General features: G+C 47.1%; 21 protein-coding genes and 1 pseudogene. 12 read left to right on the forward strand and 10 right to left on the reverse strand.

The genetic code is table 11. The annotated features are described in order from the left end of the window. Positions 1–255 precede the first annotated feature (255 nt). The 3 genes from P8S55_RS02690 to P8S55_RS02700 all read left to right on the forward strand — a co-directional run bounded on the left by P8S55_RS02690 (position 256) and on the right by P8S55_RS02700 (position 2,932). Positions 256–1,698, forward strand: a complete 1,443-nt coding sequence (locus P8S55_RS02690; RefSeq protein WP_289224753.1) for an ATP-binding protein — start codon at positions 256–258, stop codon at positions 1,696–1,698. Further along, entirely contained in the window at positions 1,695–2,381 is a 687-nt protein-coding gene (locus P8S55_RS02695) for a response regulator (RefSeq protein ID WP_289224754.1), read from the forward strand. Before P8S55_RS02690 ends, P8S55_RS02695 begins: the two co-directional genes overlap by 4 nt. 119 nt (positions 2,382–2,500) lie before the next feature. Continuing rightward, a complete protein-coding gene (locus tag P8S55_RS02700; protein WP_289224755.1) occupies positions 2,501–2,932 on the forward strand; it encodes a hypothetical protein in 432 nt (143 codons plus the stop codon). Positions 2,933–3,012: 80 nt separating this feature from the next. Here the strand turns inward: P8S55_RS02700 and metE are convergent, their stop codons facing one another. Beyond that, positions 3,013–5,358, reverse strand: coding sequence for a 5-methyltetrahydropteroyltriglutamate--homocysteine S-methyltransferase (gene metE, locus P8S55_RS02705; protein ID WP_289224756.1), 2,346 nt, complete (start codon positions 5,356–5,358; stop codon positions 3,013–3,015). Between the two features lie 267 nt (positions 5,359–5,625). On the opposite strand from metE, the gene P8S55_RS02710 reads away from it, so the two are divergent. Further along, the gene (locus P8S55_RS02710) at positions 5,626–5,898 is read left to right on the forward strand and encodes a type II toxin-antitoxin system TacA family antitoxin (RefSeq protein ID WP_289224757.1); all 273 of its coding nucleotides are present in this window, start codon (positions 5,626–5,628) and stop codon (positions 5,896–5,898) included. Continuing rightward, positions 5,895–6,392, forward strand: coding sequence for a GNAT family N-acetyltransferase (locus tag P8S55_RS02715; RefSeq protein ID WP_289224758.1), 498 nt, complete (start codon positions 5,895–5,897; stop codon positions 6,390–6,392). The genes P8S55_RS02710 and P8S55_RS02715 overlap by 4 nt, the downstream gene beginning before the upstream one ends. Positions 6,393–6,730: 338 nt before the next feature. Here P8S55_RS02715 and P8S55_RS02720 read toward each other — a convergent pair whose 3' ends face one another. Beyond that, positions 6,731–7,018: a type II toxin-antitoxin system RelE family toxin gene (locus tag P8S55_RS02720; protein ID WP_289225297.1), complete on the reverse strand. Its 288-nt coding sequence runs from the start codon at positions 7,016–7,018 to the stop codon at positions 6,731–6,733. Beyond that, complete coding sequence (locus P8S55_RS02725; protein ID WP_289224759.1) at positions 7,008–7,259, reverse strand: type II toxin-antitoxin system Phd/YefM family antitoxin; 252 nt, start codon at positions 7,257–7,259, stop codon at positions 7,008–7,010. Before P8S55_RS02725 ends, P8S55_RS02720 begins: the two co-directional genes overlap by 11 nt. A 146-nt stretch (positions 7,260–7,405) precedes the next feature. Between P8S55_RS02725 and P8S55_RS02730 the strand changes: the two genes are divergently transcribed. Together P8S55_RS02730 and P8S55_RS02735 are read left to right on the forward strand one after the other, a co-directional pair. Next, on the forward strand, positions 7,406–7,558 hold the full coding sequence (locus P8S55_RS02730; RefSeq protein ID WP_289224760.1) for a type II toxin-antitoxin system Phd/YefM family antitoxin: 153 nt from the start codon (positions 7,406–7,408) through the stop codon (positions 7,556–7,558). 139 nt (positions 7,559–7,697) lie between these two features. Continuing rightward, the gene (locus tag P8S55_RS02735; RefSeq protein ID WP_289224761.1) at positions 7,698–8,588 is read left to right on the forward strand and encodes a LysR family transcriptional regulator; all 891 of its coding nucleotides are present in this window, start codon (positions 7,698–7,700) and stop codon (positions 8,586–8,588) included. A 39-nt stretch (positions 8,589–8,627) separates the two neighbouring features. Here the strand turns inward: P8S55_RS02735 and P8S55_RS02740 are convergent, their stop codons facing one another. From P8S55_RS02740 to P8S55_RS02750, 3 genes are all read right to left on the reverse strand, one after another. Then, positions 8,628–9,563: a PA2778 family cysteine peptidase gene (locus P8S55_RS02740; protein ID WP_289225298.1), complete on the reverse strand. Its 936-nt coding sequence runs from the start codon at positions 9,561–9,563 to the stop codon at positions 8,628–8,630. A 73-nt stretch (positions 9,564–9,636) separates the two neighbouring features. Beyond that, on the reverse strand, positions 9,637–10,017 hold the full coding sequence (locus P8S55_RS02745; RefSeq protein WP_289224762.1) for a DUF6627 family protein: 381 nt from the start codon (positions 10,015–10,017) through the stop codon (positions 9,637–9,639). Between the two features lie 295 nt (positions 10,018–10,312). After that, positions 10,313–10,456 carry a helix-turn-helix domain-containing protein gene (locus P8S55_RS02750; protein ID WP_289225299.1) on the reverse strand — a complete coding sequence of 48 codons (144 nt, stop codon included), beginning with the start codon at positions 10,454–10,456 and terminating at the stop codon, positions 10,313–10,315. A 29-nt stretch (positions 10,457–10,485) separates the two neighbouring features. On the opposite strand from P8S55_RS02750, the pseudogene P8S55_RS02755 reads away from it, so the two are divergent. Beyond that, positions 10,486–10,578: pseudogene (locus P8S55_RS02755) on the forward strand (IS200/IS605 family transposase); the annotation flags it as partial. 188 nt (positions 10,579–10,766) lie between these two features. After that, positions 10,767–11,531 (forward strand): SDR family NAD(P)-dependent oxidoreductase, encoded by a 765-nt coding sequence (locus P8S55_RS02760; protein WP_289224763.1) that lies wholly within the window; start codon positions 10,767–10,769, stop codon positions 11,529–11,531. A gap of 118 nt (positions 11,532–11,649) precedes the next feature. Here the strand turns inward: P8S55_RS02760 and P8S55_RS02765 are convergent, their stop codons facing one another. The 4 genes from P8S55_RS02765 to P8S55_RS02780 form a co-directional block, all read right to left on the reverse strand. After that, entirely contained in the window at positions 11,650–12,507 is an 858-nt protein-coding gene (locus P8S55_RS02765; protein ID WP_289224764.1) for a hypothetical protein, read from the reverse strand. Between the two features lie 180 nt (positions 12,508–12,687). Next, on the reverse strand, positions 12,688–13,218 hold the full coding sequence (locus tag P8S55_RS02770) for a peroxiredoxin (RefSeq protein ID WP_289224765.1): 531 nt from the start codon (positions 13,216–13,218) through the stop codon (positions 12,688–12,690). An 81-nt stretch (positions 13,219–13,299) separates the two neighbouring features. Continuing rightward, positions 13,300–14,112 carry a bifunctional hydroxymethylpyrimidine kinase/phosphomethylpyrimidine kinase gene (thiD, locus tag P8S55_RS02775; protein ID WP_289224766.1) on the reverse strand — a complete coding sequence of 271 codons (813 nt, stop codon included), beginning with the start codon at positions 14,110–14,112 and terminating at the stop codon, positions 13,300–13,302. Between the two features lie 13 nt (positions 14,113–14,125). After that, positions 14,126–15,517 (reverse strand): ribonuclease J, encoded by a 1,392-nt coding sequence (locus tag P8S55_RS02780; RefSeq protein WP_289224767.1) that lies wholly within the window; start codon positions 15,515–15,517, stop codon positions 14,126–14,128. A 90-nt stretch (positions 15,518–15,607) separates the two neighbouring features. Here P8S55_RS02780 and P8S55_RS02785 point away from each other — a divergent pair, with 90 nt between their 5' ends. From P8S55_RS02785 to P8S55_RS02795, 3 genes are read left to right on the forward strand one after another with little or no spacing between them, the layout of a single operon-like run. Next, positions 15,608–16,144, forward strand: coding sequence for a TRAP transporter small permease subunit (locus P8S55_RS02785; RefSeq protein WP_289224768.1), 537 nt, complete (start codon positions 15,608–15,610; stop codon positions 16,142–16,144). A gap of 1 nt (position 16,145) precedes the next feature. After that, entirely contained in the window at positions 16,146–17,549 is a 1,404-nt protein-coding gene (locus P8S55_RS02790) for a TRAP transporter large permease (protein ID WP_289224769.1), read from the forward strand. After that, positions 17,546–20,857 carry a DEAD/DEAH box helicase gene (locus tag P8S55_RS02795; RefSeq protein ID WP_289224770.1) on the forward strand — a complete coding sequence of 1,104 codons (3,312 nt, stop codon included), beginning with the start codon at positions 17,546–17,548 and terminating at the stop codon, positions 20,855–20,857. The genes P8S55_RS02790 and P8S55_RS02795 overlap by 4 nt, the downstream gene beginning before the upstream one ends. Positions 20,858–20,864 lie beyond the last annotated feature (7 nt).

Consider the following 20,864-nt stretch of genomic DNA (forward strand, 5'->3'; position numbering starts at 1 on the left):
GGACCTGCATTTAGGCGCCTAAAATGCCAGGGGTCAGATAACTGACCATCAAAGCAAGACACCAAACTCAGCTTTACAGGGCACGCTGTTGATCAGTTTGAACAGATGAGGTAAACGCGTTTTTTGCATTTCACCGGTGTCGCTATTACGGGGGTTAAAAGCATTCCTCATCGCACCGGCACCTTTTTTGTTGTTTAATAGGTACTTCAAACAAGGAGTGTCAGAAATGAAACAATTTCTATTAAAAGTGATGCCATGTCTGTTCGCTTAAAGTGGATTAGCTTGTGGCTGGTTTTTGGTTTTGTCATGTTGGCCGTGTTTATCGCTAGTCATCAGTATTTGCTTAAAAGCACGATGTTATACTATGCTGATCAGCGCGATATCCAGCGTTTAGAGCGCTTAGTGGGTAATTTGGAGTTTCTACTTCAACAACAAGGGCTAACCTCCATTAATGATTTTGATCCTTTTTATTGGCGTCCGTTAATCCAAACCTCAAGACGTACTGATTTATCTCAATTTGAACGCCCTATCGAGGAGCACTTGATACGTAATAAAGGCCGATCGAACTCCAACAATCCAAACCAAGCCTTTAGTTTCGAAAATAGAGTTAGCCTGCTCGATAATCAGGGCAACCTTAAACAGGGTACCATTCAAAAAAAGTACGACTTGATTTTACCGGTTAAAATCGACCATCAAATTGTCGCTCAACTTGGATACATGAGTTCAACCATCGTCAACGCTCAGGCAGACCTTGAGCTGGCCGAGATGCAAAAAAAAGCCGTGTTAATCAGTACTCTTGTCATCGCCTTGATTGGTCTTATTTTGTTATGGCCGGTTAATTATCTGCTCATTATGCCGATTAAAACCTTAGCAACAGGCTTAACAAGCCTTGCGTCAGGCAAATACAAACACCGCTTGAATGTGAAAACCAGCGATGAATGGGGCCAACTTAGCCAGCATTTTAATCATCTAGCCCTAACACTTGAGCAAGCTAAAAAATCGAGAAGCCAATGGGTTGCCAGCACCTCACATGAGTTGCGAACCCCAGTCACAGTTTTACGCTCTTCAATTGAGTCCATGCTAGAAGGAGTGCGTCCTGTCAATGAACAAAACCTCACCCGACTCCATGATGAAGTAATACTCCTTAATAGGCTAATTGACGATCTGTACCAATTATCGCTGCATGACGTCGGTAGCTTGAACTATCAAATGGATTATCTTGATTTAGGCACCCTTGTTAATCAGGTTGCACAAACACATCAGCCTAAAATTGACAATAAGGGCTTAGTGCTCAGGCTCAAACTAGCCTCCAATATCCCACCTATTTTTGGGGATAAGAAGCGCCTGATACAATTATTCAACAACCTAGTCCTGAACGCTATCGCTTACACTGATGCCACACAGCAGAATGGGCAAGCGGGTCAAATTCTAATTAAGCTGACTGCCGATAATCATAATGTATTTTTCGAAATCAGCGACTCCCCCCCTGCGGTTAGCGAAGAAGAGCTAAGCCACTTAACTGACTATCTGTATCGGGCAGCAAGCTCACGTAATCGTCAATCGGGCGGATCTGGGTTAGGTTTAACTATTTGCCAAAAAATAGCCCAATCTCACCAGGCTCACCTTACCTTCTCAGCATCCGAGCTGGGTGGGCTGAGGGTAAGATTGACGTTTCCATTTAAAGGAGGCATCACATGACACCCGCTCATATTTTACTGGTTGAAGATGAATACAAAATTGCTGAAGTGCTACAAGAATACCTGCAGGGACATGGTTATCGTGTAAGCCATTTAAACCATGGTAAAAACCTGCTAGATTGGCTGTCCAAACACCCCGTAGATGTCATTCTCCTGGATGTTATGCTGCCCGGCACTGATGGCTTAGAACTCTGTCAGAAAATCCGCCAAACTAGCCAAGTACCCATTGCCTTGATCACCGCCAAGGTTGAAGAAGTAGATCGTATTCTAGGCTGGGAAATGGGAGCCGATGATTATATTTGTAAACCCTTTAGTTTACGTGAGGTATTATCAAGGGTAAAAGCCCTAGTCCGTCGTGCTCAACCGCAGTCAGGCCCCCTCCATAATAACCAGGCCTGGTTGCTTGACGTGAATAAATTTAAAGTCTTTTATCAAAATAAGTCTGTGGACTTATCTGCCATTGAGTGTGCCATTTTGCGACTGCTAAGCCAGTCTCCCGGTCGCATTTTTTCTCGCAACCAACTAATGAATGCCATCTACACCGATAACCGCGTGGTGTCTGACCGAACCATTGATAGTCATATTAAAAAACTTCGCCATAAAATGTCAGCCGTTTTTGGTGAAGTGGAATTAATTTACTCAGTTTATGGCGCAGGGTATAAATTTGAACCACCTGAAAACTAAAACAAACTTCATTACAAAATCTTGTCCATTTGAGTCGTTTTCTTTGCACTTTTCAACTCAATACTAATGCTGAGTCTTCGATAACGTCAAACTTTTAAACATTACCCAGGAGAGTTAACATGCAACATTTAACAACTAAAAGTATTTTCATCGCTACCGGCTTAACGCTGAGTCTTTTCGCCGCTCAAGGGCTACAGGCTAAAGGGCCATGCGCTAAAAATTCAGATGGCATCCATGCCAAATATGAGTGCGGTGAGTCACAAGGCAATCGTGCATCACGTGGTGAACATAGCGAACGTGGTAAACATAGTGAACGTGGTAAACATAGTGAACATAGTGAACATAGTGAGCATGGTAAACAATTAGCCAGAGATGAACGCATGCACAGCCGCCTAACCCAAAAACTAACCCTAACCGAAAACCAACAGGCTGAATTAAAAACCCTGCTTGCGCAAAGACACAGTGAGCGTGAAGCTAAAAGAGAGCGGTTCACAGCCAACCTAAATGCAATCCTAACCAAAGAGCAGCAACAAATACTTGCTAGAGAATAATGTGAGCTAGCACATATAAAAAACCCACCAGGCCTGGTATCAGACCGGTGGGATTTTATTTTAACGAGCGGTGTAAGGCGTTATGCGCTTTGCTTTTTCTGGGCAAACTGCTCTCTTAATACCATCGCCGCTTTTACCATATGGGTGAGTGCGGGTTCGGTTTCTGCCCAACCACGGGTTTTGAGGCCACAGTCCGGGTTCACCCACAGCCGCTCCGCTGGAATCAATTGCGCGGCTTTTTCAATCAGGCGCACCATCTGCTCCAGGGTCGGAATATTGGGCGAGTGAATATCGTAGACCCCCGGGCCGATTTCGTTCGGGTATTCAAAATCAACAAAAGCATCCAGCAGTTTCATATTCGACTTGGAGGTTTCGATCGTAATCACATCCGCATCCATTTGTGCGACCGCCTCAATAATGTCATTGAACTCGGAATAACACATGTGGGTATGAATCTGGGTCGTGTTCTGCACGCCCGATGTGGTCATGCGAAAACTGTTCACCGCCCAACGTAAATAGTCGGCCCAGTCGGATTTTTTAATCGGCAGCCCTTCACGCAACGCCGCTTCATCAATCTGAATCATGTGGATGCCAGCCTGCTCCAAATCCAGCACTTCGTCACGCAACGCCAGTGCAATCTGGTTACAGGTGACTTCACGCGGCTGGTCATTGCGCACAAACGACCATTGCAACATAGTCACCGCACCGGTCAACATACCTTTCATAATCTTGTCGGTTTGGCTTTGCGCATATTGCGACCAGCTCACGGTCATGGGCTTGGGGCGCGAGACATCACCAAAAATAATCGGTGGCTTAACGCAACGCGAACCATAGGACTGCACCCAACCAAACTGGGTAAAGGCATAACCATCTAACTGCTCGCCAAAGTACTCCACCATGTCGTTGCGCTCCGGCTCACCGTGCACCAACACATCAATCCCCATGCGCTCTTGGCGTTCACACACATCACGGATTTCGGCTTGCATCGCTTCGACATATTGCGCCTCAGTCAGCTCGCCGTTTTTAAATTGACGGCGCGCTTGGCGGATTTCAGCCGTTTGTGGGAAAGAACCTATCGTGGTGGTCGGGAACAGGGGTAAATTGAATTTGCCCTTTTGTCCCTTGGCACGTTCGCTATAGGGCACTGGCCGATCTAATGCAATCTGATCCAACTGCGCCAGCCGCGCCTGTACTGCTGGGTTGTGAATCAGCGCAGAGGACTGCTTGGCGGCAATGGCTTGTGCATTCGCTTGCAAAGCAGCTTGATCCGCACAACCATTCAGCGCATCCGCAATGAGCTTCAGCTCGCTCAATTTTTGCTTGGCAAACGCCAGATAGCTTTTCAGCTCAGGATTGAGTTTTTCTTCCACCTCCAAATTCACTGGCACATGCAATAACGAACAACTTGGCGCGATCCAAAGTTGCTCACCAAATTTAGTTTTTGCCGCTTTGAGCGACGCAATCGCGGCATTTAAATCGGTTTTCCAAATATTACGCCCATCAACCACGCCGAGCGACAAGACCTTTTCAGCTGGATACTGCGCAATCAACTCGTTTAACTGCTTTTCGCCACGTAAGCCATCGTAATGCAGGCCGGCTACCGGCAAGTTACAAGCAAGCGCTAAGTTGTCGCCCAGAGTTTCGAAATAGCTCGCTAATAATAATTTAACCGGTGCTTGCGCCAGTTCCGCATAGGCCTGATTAAACGCATTCTGCCACTCAGCGCTTAATTCCAAGCCCAAAATCGGCTCGTCGATTTGCACCCAGTTAATGCCCTGCTCGGCCAATTTTTGTAAAACCTGTTGATAGACCTTTAACAACGCAGGCAAGCGGCTGAGTTTTGGAATCGCATTCGATACGTTTTCCGCCAGGTACAAATAAGTCACTGGTCCCACTAATACCGGCTTAAAATCGACATTAGTACCATCGCTTTTCAATACCAACGCTTCTGCCACTTCGTCAAACAGGCGCGTGTCGGTGACTTTAAACTCGGTGTCGTCATAGAGTTCCGGCACAATATAGTGATAGTTGGTGTCGAACCATTTTTTCATCGCCCCGGCGTAGCCGGCTTTTGATTTATCTGGCGCATGATCATGCCCATCCAAGCAGGCCTGGTCGTCAGACGGCGCACGTCCTCGCGCCATCCGAAACGCCACCTCGACATCGAAATTCTGCTGACGAAATCGCTTCGGGATCACGCCCAATAAGGTGCTCATATTCAGCACTTGATCGTAATAGGCAAAGTCATTCAGCGCAACCAACTCAATGCCGGCGCCAATCTGGGTTTGAATATTTTGATAGCGAATTTCCGCCGCCACGGCATCTAGTTCGGCTTGCGTTTTGTCGCCCTTCCAATAGGCTTCAAGCGCAAATTTCAACTCGCGTTTGTCGCCAATGCGCGGATAACCTAAATTATGAATTGTCATGCTATTTTCCTTTCGCTAACAGATACCGCAATGCGGCGTTAAATAAGATTCATGACAATGATAGAATATCAGCAACATGAACACAAACGAATTAAATTCAGGTTAACTTGAAATTAATTAATACCAATAAACTCAAGCCATCCATTCCAACAACAAAGCCGATCATATTGCGCATAGATATGCGTGCCAAAATGACACATCAATTGCTTTTTGAATCCTTACCCATCATAATAAAATGTGACAGCCTGACACTAAGGAGAATAGATTATGGCCACCACTTTACCTCGCATCACCGCTAGAGTAGATATCGACACACAAAACTTATTAACGAAAGCCGCCGCTCTGGCGGGTATGTCTAGTATTAACTCATTTGTATTGAATGCGGCAATCGAAAAAGCAAAACAGATTATTGAGCATGAGCAAACCCTAAAATTAAGCCAAGCCGATGCCATATTACTTATGGAAGCACTGGATAAACCCGCAGCCCTCAATACAAAACTTAAAATGGTTGCAGAAGGTTATGAGCGCAAAACTCAATGATGAATACAGTATTACTCGATAAAGATAAACACGACAGAAACCGATTCAACTGCGGGATTGACGCGCTTAATAACTATTTGAAAATTATAGCAAATCAGCAAGCTAAAAAAGATAATACCCGAACGTTTGTGTTAGAAGATGAAAGCAACACCTCACATATCATCGGATTTTACACATTGACCATGACACCGATTGACTTGAAAGCCCTACCGGACACGTTACAGAAAAAGCATCAATCATCAACATCTGGCGGACTCATTGCGCGCTTAGCCATCGATGAACGCTACAAAGGTAAAGGTTTTGGCGAATGGTTACTTATTGATGCACTACGAAAATTACTAGAGGCTAGTGATAGTGTGGCGTTTCCAGTTGTTATCGTTGACGCCAAAGAGGGTGCCAAGCATTTTTACGAACGCTATGGATTTAAAGCGTTTCAAGACGCAGAACATAAATTATTTATAACCATTTCAGATATTGGGGCAAGTTTAGCCTAGTTTATTGCGGTGCTTTAGCAAGCTAACGCCAAGCACAGCGGAGCCATTGAGCAGAGCGCAACGGCTTCCGGCCGACAGCGGCGGCAAACTGCAATGCGCCTTGTTATTGATAGGTTAACAGAAAAATAAAGGAAAAAAACGAAAGCCTGCCGCAAACAACACCACAAAAGCCGCAAGCCCTCGGCCATCTTTCCACCAAACCGTTTCAGAATGGAACCCTTCCTGAACAAAACCCGATATTGCGGCAGCAGCCAGAGCATTCTGCCGAAACAACCAAAATCAACGCATAATAAAAATGCTACGCGTTGGAAGTCCCTCTTGAAGCGTTTGTTATGCCGCTAGCTGAAGCGTGAGGCAAGCTTCTTATAAACAATATCTTTATCTCGTTTACCAACAGCAAGTACATAAACAACTACCTCATTGTCGATGACTTCATAAGCCAAACGGTAACCTGCTGTACGAAGTTTGATTTTGTAAACCGAATCATAACCCCGTAATTTTGATGATGGGACATGGGGATTTTCTAGCCTTTCTTTGAGTTTCTTTTTAAATTGACTCTGAATAGTTGGCGCTAGCTTACTCCACTCCTTTTGGGCTGCAGGCAAAAACTTTAACTTATAAGTCATCAATATCGATTTCCACAGCTTGCGACAAATAACCACGACGACTATCTACTATTTGGGAAAGCTCATAATCATCAAGCATATCCATCAGATACTCGTAAGTTTCAGATGGCACAAGGTAAGCTGCGGGTTTGTTGTGGTTAAGGATCACAATCGCTGAACCATCAGCCTCGTTCAAAAGAGCCGTTGGATTTTTCTTTAACTCTGAAATACTGGCAGAGCAATTCGCTAATACCTGTCTCATAACTTCACCATATAAGTATTAAAATCAGACCTAATTTTAGACCTTAATTTAAATGATTGCTAGAGATTTACAAAAAACCACAACTAGATACGCTTGGCCGCTTGCCGTATAATCAAACTAAACCAAACTTAGCTAAGGATAATGCTGTGCACGCGCTCAATATGTTTGAAGCCAAATCTCAGCTTTCCAGGCTGATTGAGGCGATTGAAAGCCATAAAGAAAAAGAGATTATTATTGCGCGTCACGGTCATTCGGGTGCTAAACGGGTACCGCTTGATACCACGTCGACACCGCGCTGAGAATTGGCGTGGCGAAGCACCTGATGATTCCCGATGATATTGATGCTCATAACGACCAAGTCGTCCAGCTTTTTTACAGCCGATTGGCTTTAGTCTAACAGGCTCCTAGGGTCTTAATGATTTAGTTACGGGTTAACTTATGCTTGAAATCAAACACCTCAAAACCCTGGATGCGTTGGCTAAGCAAGGCAATTTGGTTAAAACCGCGGATGCCTTGTTTATGACCCAATCGGCGCTCTCGCATCAGATTAAACAGCTGGAAGATTCCATTGAACTCAAGCTGTTTGAGCGCAAAAGCCAGCCGTTGCAATTCACCCCCGCTGGCAAAACCCTCTTGCAACTGGCACAACAGGTTTTACCGCTGATGCAACAAACCCAAACCACTCTAAAACGTCTCGCTTGCGGCGAACAAGGTCGGCTTAAAATCGGCGTCGAATGTCATACTTGCTTTGAGTGGTTATTGCCGTTATTGCGGCCTTTTCAAACCCAATGGCCAAATATTGATGTCGATATCGCCAGCCGACTCAGTGTCGATGCGCTCGCCGCTCTACACCAAGGTCAGCTGGATTTGGTGATTACCTCTGACCCGATAGAACAAACGGATTTAGCCTTCCACCCCTTGTTTAGCTATGAAATTCAATTGCTATTGCCGCCCAACCATCCGCTCAACCACCAGGCCTGGTGGCAGCCCCAAGACTTAGCCAATGAAACCTTGATTTGTTATCCGGTATCTGAAGACAAACTCGATATTTTCCGCCAGTTTTTAACGCCGTACAATTTACGACCAAAAGCCACTGAACATACCGATATGACTCTAATGATGTTGCATCGCGTCGAAAGCGGACGCGGTATCTGCGCCCTGCCGAAATGGCTACTCGACACCCAAACCGACTTTCACCACCTCCCACGTAAACGCCTCGGCCAAAACGGCCTTTGGTCCACCCTCTATGCCGCCACCCAAAACACTGAACACCCCCCGCCCTTCATGGTGGATTTTATCGACCGCGTCAAACAAACCATGGCCAGCTGATTAAACAGCTGTACCTCTTTTCAGCATAACGGCCTGACGCTATCTTTCGGTTTGGATACCGCAGACAACGCGAGGACAATGCGCGCTATCTTGGTTTAACCTTGTCTGCATATCCTTGAGTGTTGACTGATAGTTTTGGTCAGTGGGGGCTAAACGTTGCGCACATTGTGCGGCTTTCAAAGCGGCTAAATCGCAGGCTTGTGCTTTTAACGCGTAGGCCCAATTATTCCAAACCTCTGCTGCAAAAGGATGGCGTTTACTGAGTTTTTCAAACGTGCTGGCGCTTTGTTGGTAATCAGCTTGTGCATAGAGCAGATTTCCCAAGGCCATGCCTAATCCAATCGAATTAGGCCAAGCGCTAAAGCCGTTTTCATAGGCAACCCATGCTTTATCTGCCCGCCCAGTTTGCTCTAAATCAAACGCGACTTTTAGCCAATCCTGTGGATTAGCCGTTTTTGGAATCTGCTGAGGTTCAACAATAACTAAAGCCCAATAATCTGCACGTCGCCATGTTCTCTCGAATGTGCTCAGCCGGGTCAACCAGCGCTCGGTTTCACCCGAACGCAACACTAGCTCGTTGCGCTCTAAGTTATAGCCAATCACCACAGCATAATGCCAAATCGGAGCCCAATTAAAACTTAAGTTCTGCATCACCAACACGGGGTTTCCCGCCGACACTTCATCTAATAAAGCCTGCATGTTCGGCGCTAATGGATAAGGGATTAAGCCTTGCTGGCGAACAGTCGCCACCATATCAACTTGCAAACTGCCCTGCTTTTCTGGCGTATACACACGCCCTACCAAGTCTTCTGGCACACTATCTTGACCACGATACTGGAACAAGGTTGCTAATGCGGCCGGGCCGCATTGGTATTCAGTTTGAGGAAAAAAAGGCACATTAACCCATTCCACAGCGGGTTTCTCCAGCTCTAATGAAGTAGGGTCAACCCTAATATGACTACAACCCACCAACATTACAGACAAAAAAACACCCAGGTATAACTGGGCGCTTGCTCTAAAACCTAATAACATCATTACCTAAACGTCATTATCTAGCGGGTCGAATAAAAGGAAAAATATCTGTTGCGCCAATCACATCCGTAATCACAAACACTACAAAAATTAACGCCAATAAACCAATCACTCCGCCCCCCGCAGGCAAATCGGCCATGCGCTCATTCAGTTGCGCAACCTCAAGATCGGTCATCGCTGCAACACGCAGCTGGACATCTTCGGCAGAAACGCCCATAGCTACTAACTGCGCTTGAACATCTGCACGCTCTAGCATCATTGACAACTGCTCACGCTCCAGTACAGATTGTTGAAGTTCAACCACCTGCCCTGTCGAAACCATCGCGGCTTGAACAGGCAATGTGGTCATACCCATAAACATCACCAACATCACCCAACTTGTAAACTTCTTACCCATAACGAACACCTTATTATCTAGTTGAATAGCTCACAGAAAGTTATACCAATTGACATCCTCCCCGCTCTAAACGACGGGGATTCCCAACAGCATCTATACCCTTTTGGGTGCTAAGCCGTTAAGAGTGGGCGTGACTCGCGTCTTCCCACTGGTTCCTGCTTCATCGTCAAATCTATTGATTCAACTCCACAGGCTAACACCCGATGCCCTCGGGCTAACACGCTCAACACATTCAAACCTTGCTTGTGTTAAACGGTTTTCTTTGGCTAGATGGCTACAGCAAGGACAGGCCTGGTTATATCGCCATTTCATGATAACACAGTATCGGTTGTTTACTTTCAAGCCGAAACAAGTTCATCGCTAATGCCTTGTTCCACACAAACCGGTTAACACCGGCAAATTCAACCATCTTCTGCACCTGGTCAGAATTGGGATTCAGTCAGAATTTAAAAGCTTTGCGGCAATAGGCTTTGGAGTCCGAGCTAGTTTGCGGGTAGTTGTGGTGGAGCGCCACTAGCCATTATTAAGCAATATATTAAGCAACAGCAAAGACCGCACTGAACAGGCTTTGCCTGTGCGCTTATATCCCTGGCGTGAACGACGGGATTTTAAGCGGGGATTGGTAAACCTACATCATCAAAACCAAACGACGCAGTATCTTCGCGTGTGTTTATCCTTGACCTTTTAGAAGAGTTAGGTACATTGGCATATAGATCTTTCAGATTTTAGCAATCAATAGGAGAAGACCAATGAGTGACTTACAAGGTAAAGTTATCGTGATTACGGGCGGTGCGGGGGGTATTGGCGAAGCAACGGCGCGCATGGCTTACTCGAAAGGTGCCAGCGTTGTTATTACAGATCGCGAGGCTAGCGCAGTAGAGTCTATTGCGCAAACTTTAGGCGATCGGGCGTTGGGTTTAGCCGTCGATGTCACCCAGCGCGAAGACAACCTAACGATGATTAAGGTCGCTATGTCTCAATTCGGTCGGCTGGATGGTGTGTTTCTTAATGCCGGCATTGAAGGTGAGGTCGGGCCTTTTGAGAGTCGAACCGATGATGCTTGGAAAAAGGTATTTGCTGTAAATGTTGATGGCGTACGATTCGGTGTTGAAGCCGCGCTGCCTGCTTTACGTCAATCAGGTTCGGGTAGCATTGTTATCACCTCCAGCGTAGTGGGCTTAAGGGGTGCGGCTGGTTTATCGCCTTATGTGAGCAGCAAGCACGCTGTCGTCGGCATGATGCGCTGCTTAGCCGCAGAATTAGGCCCCGAAGGCATTCGTGTTAACACCCTTAACCCAGGCCCTGTAGATAATCGGATGATGCGCTCAATCGAAGAACAAGCTAGCCCCGGCCATGGCAAGGATGTCCAAGCGGCTTTTGCTGCAAAAGTTCCACTTGGCCGTTATGTCACGAATGAAGAGTGCGCGGCAATGGCATTGTTCTTAATGTCCGATGCCGCATCAGGGATCAATGGCAACACCTATCAGGTTGATGGTGGTTATTGCGCGCAGTAATGTGTTATTTTTTAAATAAGGATCAAGAATAAACTGACCGAATTTCAACGAAAATCACTCTGCAAAACGCTTAATCCGTTTGACGCACAAACCCAATTAGGCGAATCCTGGTAATGGTTTAAAACTGGTAACTAAATGTAAGCGCCGCGCCCGCGGTGCGGTTCATCTGATAGGTAGCGTCTCGGCGACCTTGGGCATCAAACACCGAAAACTCATATTTAGGTGAATAACGTAAACCGGTTTCAATACTCCACTGGGCACTCGGTTGATATTTGAGAGCTAGGTTAGCCTGCCAAGCATTAATTTCTGCATAGCCATTTTCAGACAAACGACTATCCTTGGCCAATTTAGCGACCACTGAATTATTCACCACACCCGCATTAACCTGCCAGGTTGGCGAAAACCCATAAGCAAGGTAACTGCGCGGATAGCCCAACGTTCCGCTCCAACCCAACGGGGCGTGAATACGATAGCTAAACCCAGCAACAGGCAAAACACGGGTACGAACGGGGTGATAGTTCACCGACAAGCCATAGCTAAGCGCCCAATCCTCGTCCAACTGAGAAATCCACATACTAAACAAACTATAACTCAGCGAATCGTTTTGGTCTTTTTCATAGGTCGCACTCACCCCTAGGGTATTGAGCCACAAGAGATTCGAGTTATGGCGATGCATATAGCGTCCTGCCAAACGCACGGAATGCATCTGGTCAACAGGTTGATTTTTACCATCGCCAAAGGGCAACTTATCAACTTCATTCCAATCCAGTTCCCAGCGTTCATATTCAAAACTGGCAAACAGATTTGAGATGCTAATTTTATTAGCATTAAACGCAAACTGACCGCCTGTATCCACCAACCCCGTTGAATTCAAAAACCGATGTTCTATTTCAACTTTAGGTTTAAAACTCGGCCTTTCGCCCGCCAAAAGCCAACTTGGCAGGATAGCAAGAATGACCAAATAGCTAAATCGCATGACATTCTGCTTTATAAGGATAGGTTAAATGAAGGCCGCTCACGATTTTTTAACTCCGTTATCATTTTGTTGAATGCTACGTCCGCCTGGTCAAAATCAAATGCATCCAACGCACCCACCATAACTTGGCATTTTTTTTTACAAAGGCAGCGGTACTCATTTAATCACTACACATTTAAATTAAAACACGGTTTTATTAGCTTCTTGCAACACCTGTAAATCACGCAACACTTCAGCAACATGGGTTTGTGGATCAACACCTTTATAAACCTTGGCTATCTGACCATTGGGATCGATAATAAAACTGTTGCGGCGTGCAAATTTCATGATACCTAAATTAAACAATGAATTATAGCTCGCGGCTACCTTGCCGTCGCTATCAGACAGCAGGCTAAAAGGCAAACGATGCGTCTTAGCAAAATTCTTGTGACTCTCAACGGAATCAACGCTTACCCCAAAAACCGTGGCTTGCTTGGCAATAATGCCGTTAATATTGTCACGAAAACTGCACGCCTCAGTGGTACAGCCTGGGGTGTCATTTTTAGGATAAAAATACACCACCACCCACTGCCCACGATAATCACTCAGCGTTTGAATCGCTTGGTGTTGATCCATTAAGCTGAAGTCAGGCGCGTTATCTCCAGGATTAAGCGCATAAGCTTGACCCAGGCTCAAGATAAAACTTAACATAGCCAACATTAATCCTTTCATAGCACGCCCCTTATTTGCTGCTCTAGATATTAACTATACAACCAAATAAATATTAATACAAAAGCTATACGACATCTTTTGTTAAAAAACCCTGTAAAAATGATGCGTTGGGCCGTGGCCTTGACCTACCTTGAGCTGGTTGGCGTGTTCAATAGCGCCTTGGATGTAGGTTTTGGCTTGTGCCACGGCGCTGGGTAAGTCAGCGGTTTGCGCCCAATAGCTACAAATGGCCGAACCAAGAGTGCAGCCTGTGCCATGGGTGTTGGCGGTTTCGATGCGCGGCGCACTAAACCAGTGAAATCCATCCTGCATTATCAATAAATCACTACTCTCTCTCACACCTTCACCCACAACCAGATGCCCACCTTTTGCCAACACCGCTTTCGCACCCAGCTTGATTAACTGTTCGGCTTGCTGCTGCATTTGTTGTTGGCTTTGCGCTTCGGCTTGACCCACGAGCACCGCCATTTCAGGTAAGTTTGGCGTAACCAGGCCTGCTAGCGGCAATAAGACTTCAATTAAGGTCTGCGCCGCTGTGTGCGACATCAGCGATGCGCCCCCCTTGGCGACCATCACCGGATCCAGCACAATCGGCCCATTAAAATCCCGCAAGGTAGGCACAATCGCCTGCATAATCGACGCATCGCCAAGCATGCCGATTTTAATGCCGTCAATCTGAATATCGGCAAACAAGCTATCAAGTTGTGCTTTGACAAACTCGGCAGGCACAGGATGAATCGCTTGCACCCCTTGGGTGTTTTGTGCGGTTAAGCCTGTGATAACGCTCATGCCATAACTGCCTGTCGCGCTGAAGGTTTTTATATCCGCTTGAATTCCCGCGCCGCCCGAAGGGTCGGAGCCTGCGATGGTTAACAGGTTTTTGATTTTAGTCATGAGTCATACATCCTTAGTCCTCAATATATAAATGTCCGGTTTTCACTTTTTGGCGCTCAAGCTTAACAAACGGCTTGATGCGAAATAAGTCGCCATTCTCGCCCAACAACACTTCTTTGGCTAAACGATGACGCATCACTAAATCAGCGTGGGCTTGTAGGTGCTCGGGTTCACCGTGTACCGGAATCAACAAGGGCGGTTTTAGCTGTTGATAGAGTGCGATTAAATCCTCCTGTGAAGGGTGGCCTGACACATGCAAGCTCAACGCTGGATGATCTTGGGCATGAATGATCGTTAGCTGATAACGCTGCAAAGCGCCAATGAGCTGGTCGATACGTGCGATATTGTCAGGGATTTTAATCGCGCTAAAAATCACCGTATCCTCGGCATCTAATTCGCAGCTTGGGTGCTGGCCGCGCGCTAAACGCCATAAACCCGAACGCGGTTCGCCTTGCGAACCGGTGGTAATCAGCATCACCTCATGGCGCGGTAAATAGCCGATTTCGTTTAGGCTAATTGGCTTAAGTTCGGCTGGCCAGTAGTTTAACTGTTTGGCAATCGATACCATTCGCTCCAACGCACGCCCAGCAAACGCAAAATAACGCCCACTGGCTTTAGCGACTCGCGCCAAGGTAATTAAACGCGCAATATTTGAGCTAAAACAACTCACCACCACACGGTTGGGCTGTTGTTGCACACAGTGTAACAGACCCGCATAGCAGGCGCTTTCGGATGGCGTTTTACCTGGTTTGAGGGCATTGGTCGAGTCACCCACCACCGCCAATAGGTTTTTTAACTGGCTAAAAGGCGCAAAGCTAAAGGCTTTATCGACTAAGGGCTGCGGGTCTATTTTCCAGTCGGCGGTGTGTAAAATAGCGCCTAACTCGGTACTAATCAACAGGCTGTGGGATTGTGGAATCGAGTGGGTGATGGGAATCCACTTCACACCAAATGCACCAATGGCGATGGTTTGCAACGGCTCAATCGTGATAAACGTCGGGTTTAAGTTTTGCTCGGATTCGGCAAATTTACGCTGAATTTGCGCCATTGCAAACGAGCTGGCATAAATCGGCACCTGCAATGTAGGCCAAAGGGTTAACAGCCCGCCGATATGGTCTTCGTGACCATGAGTAATCACAATCGCTTGAAGGCGTGAAAGCTGCGGCGCAAGCGAAGACGGGTCGGCCACCACCCGCTCAAACTGGGTGCTCGAACCTTTTACTGGCTCAAACCCCATACCGCAATCCACCATCAAATAGTGACCCGCATGCCCATAGATCATCATGTTCTGCCCAATCTCCCCCACCCCGCCCAAAGGCAGACACCAAAGGTCATGTTTAGTGGGCGTTGGCAATCCCGTTTCAGCGGTTTTAACGCTTTTAGTATGGGTAAAAAATCTCAACATTACATTATTTGCCCTTGCTATGTCGTGTTACGCCCTAGCCAGCTTCAACAAAAGGCTTTAAAATAGAGGATTATTTTAAACGCATTCGCCATGACAATTTTTAAATCGCTCAATCTTTTCATCCTTTGGCAAAATCGCCTACAACGCTCAATCGGTCAGGGTGTGGCTTGGTTGGCGCTGTTGTTGGTGCTGGCGACCAGTGCCGCCGTTTTTCTACGTTATGGTTTTGATTTTAGTTCCAGCAAACTCGATGAAACCCTGGTCTATATCCACGCCAGCTTGTTTATGCTGGGTATCGCCTATACCTACCAACAAAACCAACATGTGCGGGTCGATGTGTTCTACCAACGCCTATCCCCACGTCACCAGGCCTGGGTCAACTTACTCGGTGCGCTGTTGTTTGTGTTGCCGGTGATGGGGTTTATTATCTGGAGCGGCCTAAGTTATGTTGGCGCCAGCTGGGCGATTCAAGAAAAATCGATTGATGCCAGCGGGCTGGCGTATGTTTATTTACTAAAAACCTTGATTTTGATTATGCCAGGCCTGGTGCTGCTGCAAGCCCTCAGCTTTATCGCCCAATACCTACTCGAGCTCTTTGCCCCTGACCCCTTAGCGGAGGGCGCATAACATGGAATGGCTGTCTTTGGTCTTATTTGCGTTGGTATTGCTGGCCTTAATGATTGGGTTTCCGGTAGCGTTTAGCTTGGCAGGGGTATCTTTATTATTTGCCATGGGTGCTTTGCTTTTGGGTGTGTTTGACATGGCGTTTATCAACGCTATTCCCAGCCGCATCTACTCGATTATGACCAACTCGACCCTGCTCGCGGTGCCCTTGTTTATTTTTATGGGATTGATGTTGGAGAAATCCAAAATCGCCGATCAGCTGCTGCTCACGCTGGCAGAAGTCTTTAAAGGCGTGCGTGGTGGGCTGGGAATAGCGGTGATTTTGGTGGGCGCATTGCTCGCCGCTAGCACCGGCTTGGTGGGCGCGACAGTGGTGATGCTCGGTCTGTTGGCTCTACCCACCATGATGCAACAGGGTTATTGCCCTAAACTGGCCAGCGGTACGATTTGCGCCAGCGGCACACTGGGGCAAATTATCCCCCCCTCGATTGTGTTGATTTTACTCGCGGATGTGATCTCCAACGCGTATCAACAAGCCCAACTGCAACAAGGGATTTTTGCCCCCGAAACCGTGTCGGTGGGTGATTTATTTGCCGGTGCACTAATACCAGGCCTGGTGTTGGTGGGGCTGTATTTGGCTTATATGGTTGGAGTAGCGTTTTTTCAGCCGCATCGAGTGCCAAAATTTAGCCCACAAGACACGCCAAACACGCCAAACCCGCAAAATGCCACTGATTTACAACCAGGCCTGGTTGTAAAAGTCATCAAAAGCCTCTTGCCACCGGTCGCGCTCATTTTATTGGTATTGGGTTCGATTATTCTCGGCGTCGCCACCCCCACTGAAGCCGGTGCGCTGGGTGCACTAGGCGCATTATTGCTGGCTTTAACTAAGCGCCAGCTCAACCTCGACACCCTGCGCTATGTGATGGGTAACACGCTCAAGCTCACTAGCATGATTTTTTTAATTTTTATTGGTGCGGCCTTTTTCTCCCTGGTGTTTCGCGGTTTAGGCGGGGATATGTTAGTGCATGACCTATTGAGCGCCTTGCCGGGTGGATTGTTTACGCTGATGTTGCTGACGATGCTGTTTTTGTTTATCCTCGGTTTCTTTTTAGACTTTATTGAAATCACCTATGTGGTGGTGCCGATTATTGCGCCGATTCTTTTGCTGCTGGGCGCTGACCCAATTTGGCTGGCGATTATGATTGCGATTAACCTACAGACGGCGTTTTTAACACCCCCCTTTGGTTTTGCGCTGTTTTATTTGCGCGGTGTCGCCAGCGATGCGCTGAAAACCAGTGATATCTATAAAGGCGTGTGGCCATTTATATTAATTCAACTTGGGCTATTAGCGCTACTGGCGGCTTGGCCCAACCTTACCACCTGGTTACCTGGAATCCTTCAATGAAACAACCCTCGCTAGACGAAGACCAACTCGCCCAGACCTTTGACCCCGCCACCCTAAAACGTGCACAAGGGGTTTACAAACAAGGCAAGGTATTAAACGTCAAACAATCCCCTACGCCTAATTTCGATAAAAAATCTCGGCTTTTTCAGTATGAAGCGACAGTCGTGGGGTCAAAAGGCGAACGCTACGATACCCGCGTCACGATCATTGAGTCAGATAGACAGGGTCACCCACTGATTATTATTGGCAATTGCGACTGTCCCGTCGGCGATAATTGCAAACATGCCGCTGCGGTGTGTTTGCAACTGATGCAAACACCCGAACAGCCCTTAGTCACAAAAAACAGCACGACGGCCTCCAGCCCCGCAAGTATGCGAGACCTTGAATTTAGACGGCTGATTAAAGAACTAGAACAAAAAGTTGAGATGGACGACGACCCAGATGAATGGGTCCACTTTCATCTCTTTAACGATTACGACCAGGCCTGGTCAGACGAACGCCTACCCACTAGCGACTTAAAAATAACGCGTCATCATTACACCGCACGCGGTAACCTGGCTAAACCCAAAGCCATGGCCATATACACCTACACGGATAAGTTTTCATTTAGCGGCTCCAAAGAGGATCTTGCGATCAGTCGGCTTTTACGATCCGTCTCTGATACCAATTGGCACATTCAACATATTAAGTTTATGAATCCAAACGGCCATGCGCTGCTTAAAGCGCTGGTTGAAACCGGTCGGTGTTACTTTCAAATGCAAGAAACACCCCTAAGCTGGCAAAGTCAATCCTATAGTCTCACATTTGAACACAATGAAACGCAAGGCCTCCACCAGCTTAGCGTGCCGCTAACAGCGCAACAATTTTTAGTGCTGTGTGATCCACCGATCCTTATTGACACACGCCAGCATACCGCACAACCTGTCACCGCCCCGCTCGACTCACCTGCGCTAACAAAGCTGATGCAACTGCCACCCCTTAGCCAAACGCAATATAACGACCTGGTTGACACCTTTTACAAACTCCAAGCCAAGTCTAAACCCAACAAGCGTTATAGCGAGCTGCCCAAACCCGTCGGCATTGCGATTAAAAAAATCACCTGCGCACCGACTCCGTTACTGGTGATGAGCGAACCGCTTCCCTGGCCTTATTTTGAATTAAGTTTTATTTACGATGACTATCTATTGCCGCATTACCCTCATATCGAGGTCATCAAAGAGCGCGTGAATAACATTCAACTTGAAGCCCACCGCGACCTGGCGGCAGAATTAGAGGCCATTACACAACTCCACCCCTATCTTGACGAAATAGAACCGGACGCATTGATGCGCCCCCAGCCCTGGGTCGGCTTGTTAAAAGACGGCCCAACCGACCAGTCTATTGGCCTAGAAAACTACCTCAACTTTCAATCCATTTTGCCAAAGCTCGCGCAACAAGGCTGGCAACTTGAGGGCTTTGAGCAGGCCTGGTTAGATGTGGTTAAAGCCGATGAGATGCGCATTGAGTCGGAAGTCAAAAATGATTGGTTTAACCTGAGCTTTAATATTCAAGTGAAAGGTAAAACCCTGCCAATGGCACCGATTTTAGACAGCCTATTGCGCAGCTACGACAACACCGAGCAGATGCCCGAATCCCTGCTATTTCAACTCAATGACAAGGATGTGTTACAAATCCCCAAAGCAGATGTCGCCCCCTTATTTGAAGCCCTACTGCAACTTTATCAGCAAAAACCGCTGGGCAAAGGTCTCGCCATACAGCCGTTTGACGCCCACCTGATTGCTGGCCTCGCCAACACACCGATTAAATGGCTAGGCGACAACAAGTTGATGCAACTAGCGGAAAAACTCAAAAACTTCACCCAAATTGAAACCATTACGCCGCCGCCGGGTCTAAACGCGACGCTGCGCCCCTATCAAGCCTTTGGCTTAAGCTGGTTACAATTTTTATATGACCATGGTTTTAACGGCGTGCTTGCCGATGACATGGGTTTGGGCAAAACCCTGCAAACCCTAAGCTGGTTGCTTTATCTAAAACAGCAAGGTGAACTCAATGAACCCGCCTTATTAGTAGTGCCCACCTCATTAATCGGAAACTGGAGAAGTGAAGCACAAAAATTCACCCCCGATTTAAAGCTGCTGACCCTGCACGGTAACGAACGCGCAGAACAATTTGCGCATATTGCCCAGGCCGATCTGGTCCTAACCACCTACCCCTTGCTGCCGCGCGATATTGAACAGCTCAAGGAACACACATTTAAACTGCTAATTTTAGATGAAGCGCAAAAAATCAAAAACCCACGCACCAAACTCTATGGCGCTTTAATGGAGCTAAAAAGCGCCAGCCGCGTTTGCCTAACAGGCACGCCAGTTGAAAACCATTTAGGCGAACTTTGGTCACTGTTCAACTTTTTAATGCCCGGCTTTTTGGGCAACCAAATGCAGTTTAAAAAGCAATACCAAAAACCGATTGAAGTGGATAACGACCGCTTTGTGCAAGCACAACTCACTCGCAAGGTAGCGCCATTTTTACTGCGCCGCACCAAGCATCAAGTGGTACAAGAACTACCTGATAAAACCGAAATCATCAAAACCGTCGAATTTGAACCCCCACAAGCCAAACTCTACGAAACCATCCGCATCACGATGGAAGAAAAAGTACGCCAAACCGTGGCGCAAAAAGGCCTCGCCAAATCGCAAATCACCCTGCTTGATGCACTACTCAAACTAAGACAAGTCTGCTGTGACCCAGGCCTGGTTAAGATTGAAGCCGCTAAAAAGGTTAAACAATCGGCTAAGCTAGCGTTGTTGATGGAGTTATTGGACGACCTGCTAGAAGGCCAACACAAGGTCATTATCTTCTCCCAATTTTCCAGCATGCTAAAAATCATTGCGGACTCGCTGACCAAACAAAACATAAGCTACAGCTTGCTGACTGGTCAAACCAAAAACCGCGAAGACGAAATTAACCGCTTTAAAAACGGCGAAACCCAAGTCTTCCTAATCAGCCTCAAAGCCGGTGGCGTTGGCTTAAACCTCACCGAAGCCGACACCGTTATCCACTACGACCCTTGGTGGAACCCAGCGGTTGAAAACCAAGCCACCGACCGCGCCTATCGCATCGGTCAAGACAAAGAAGTGTTTGTTTACAAACTGGTCGTCGCCAACAGCATTGAAGAAAAAATCCTCCAGCTACAAGCCAAAAAGCAACAGCTACAAGACAAACTCTACGACAAAGACAAAACCGACGAACAAGGCACGATGAACCTCGTCGCCGAAGACCTGCTCGAGCTACTTAAGCCCCAGCAATAAAATCAAC

Origin of the sequence: Thiomicrospira sp. R3 (genome assembly GCF_029581415.1) — a bacterium.
GTDB lineage: Bacteria > Pseudomonadota > Gammaproteobacteria > Thiomicrospirales > Thiomicrospiraceae > Thiomicrospira.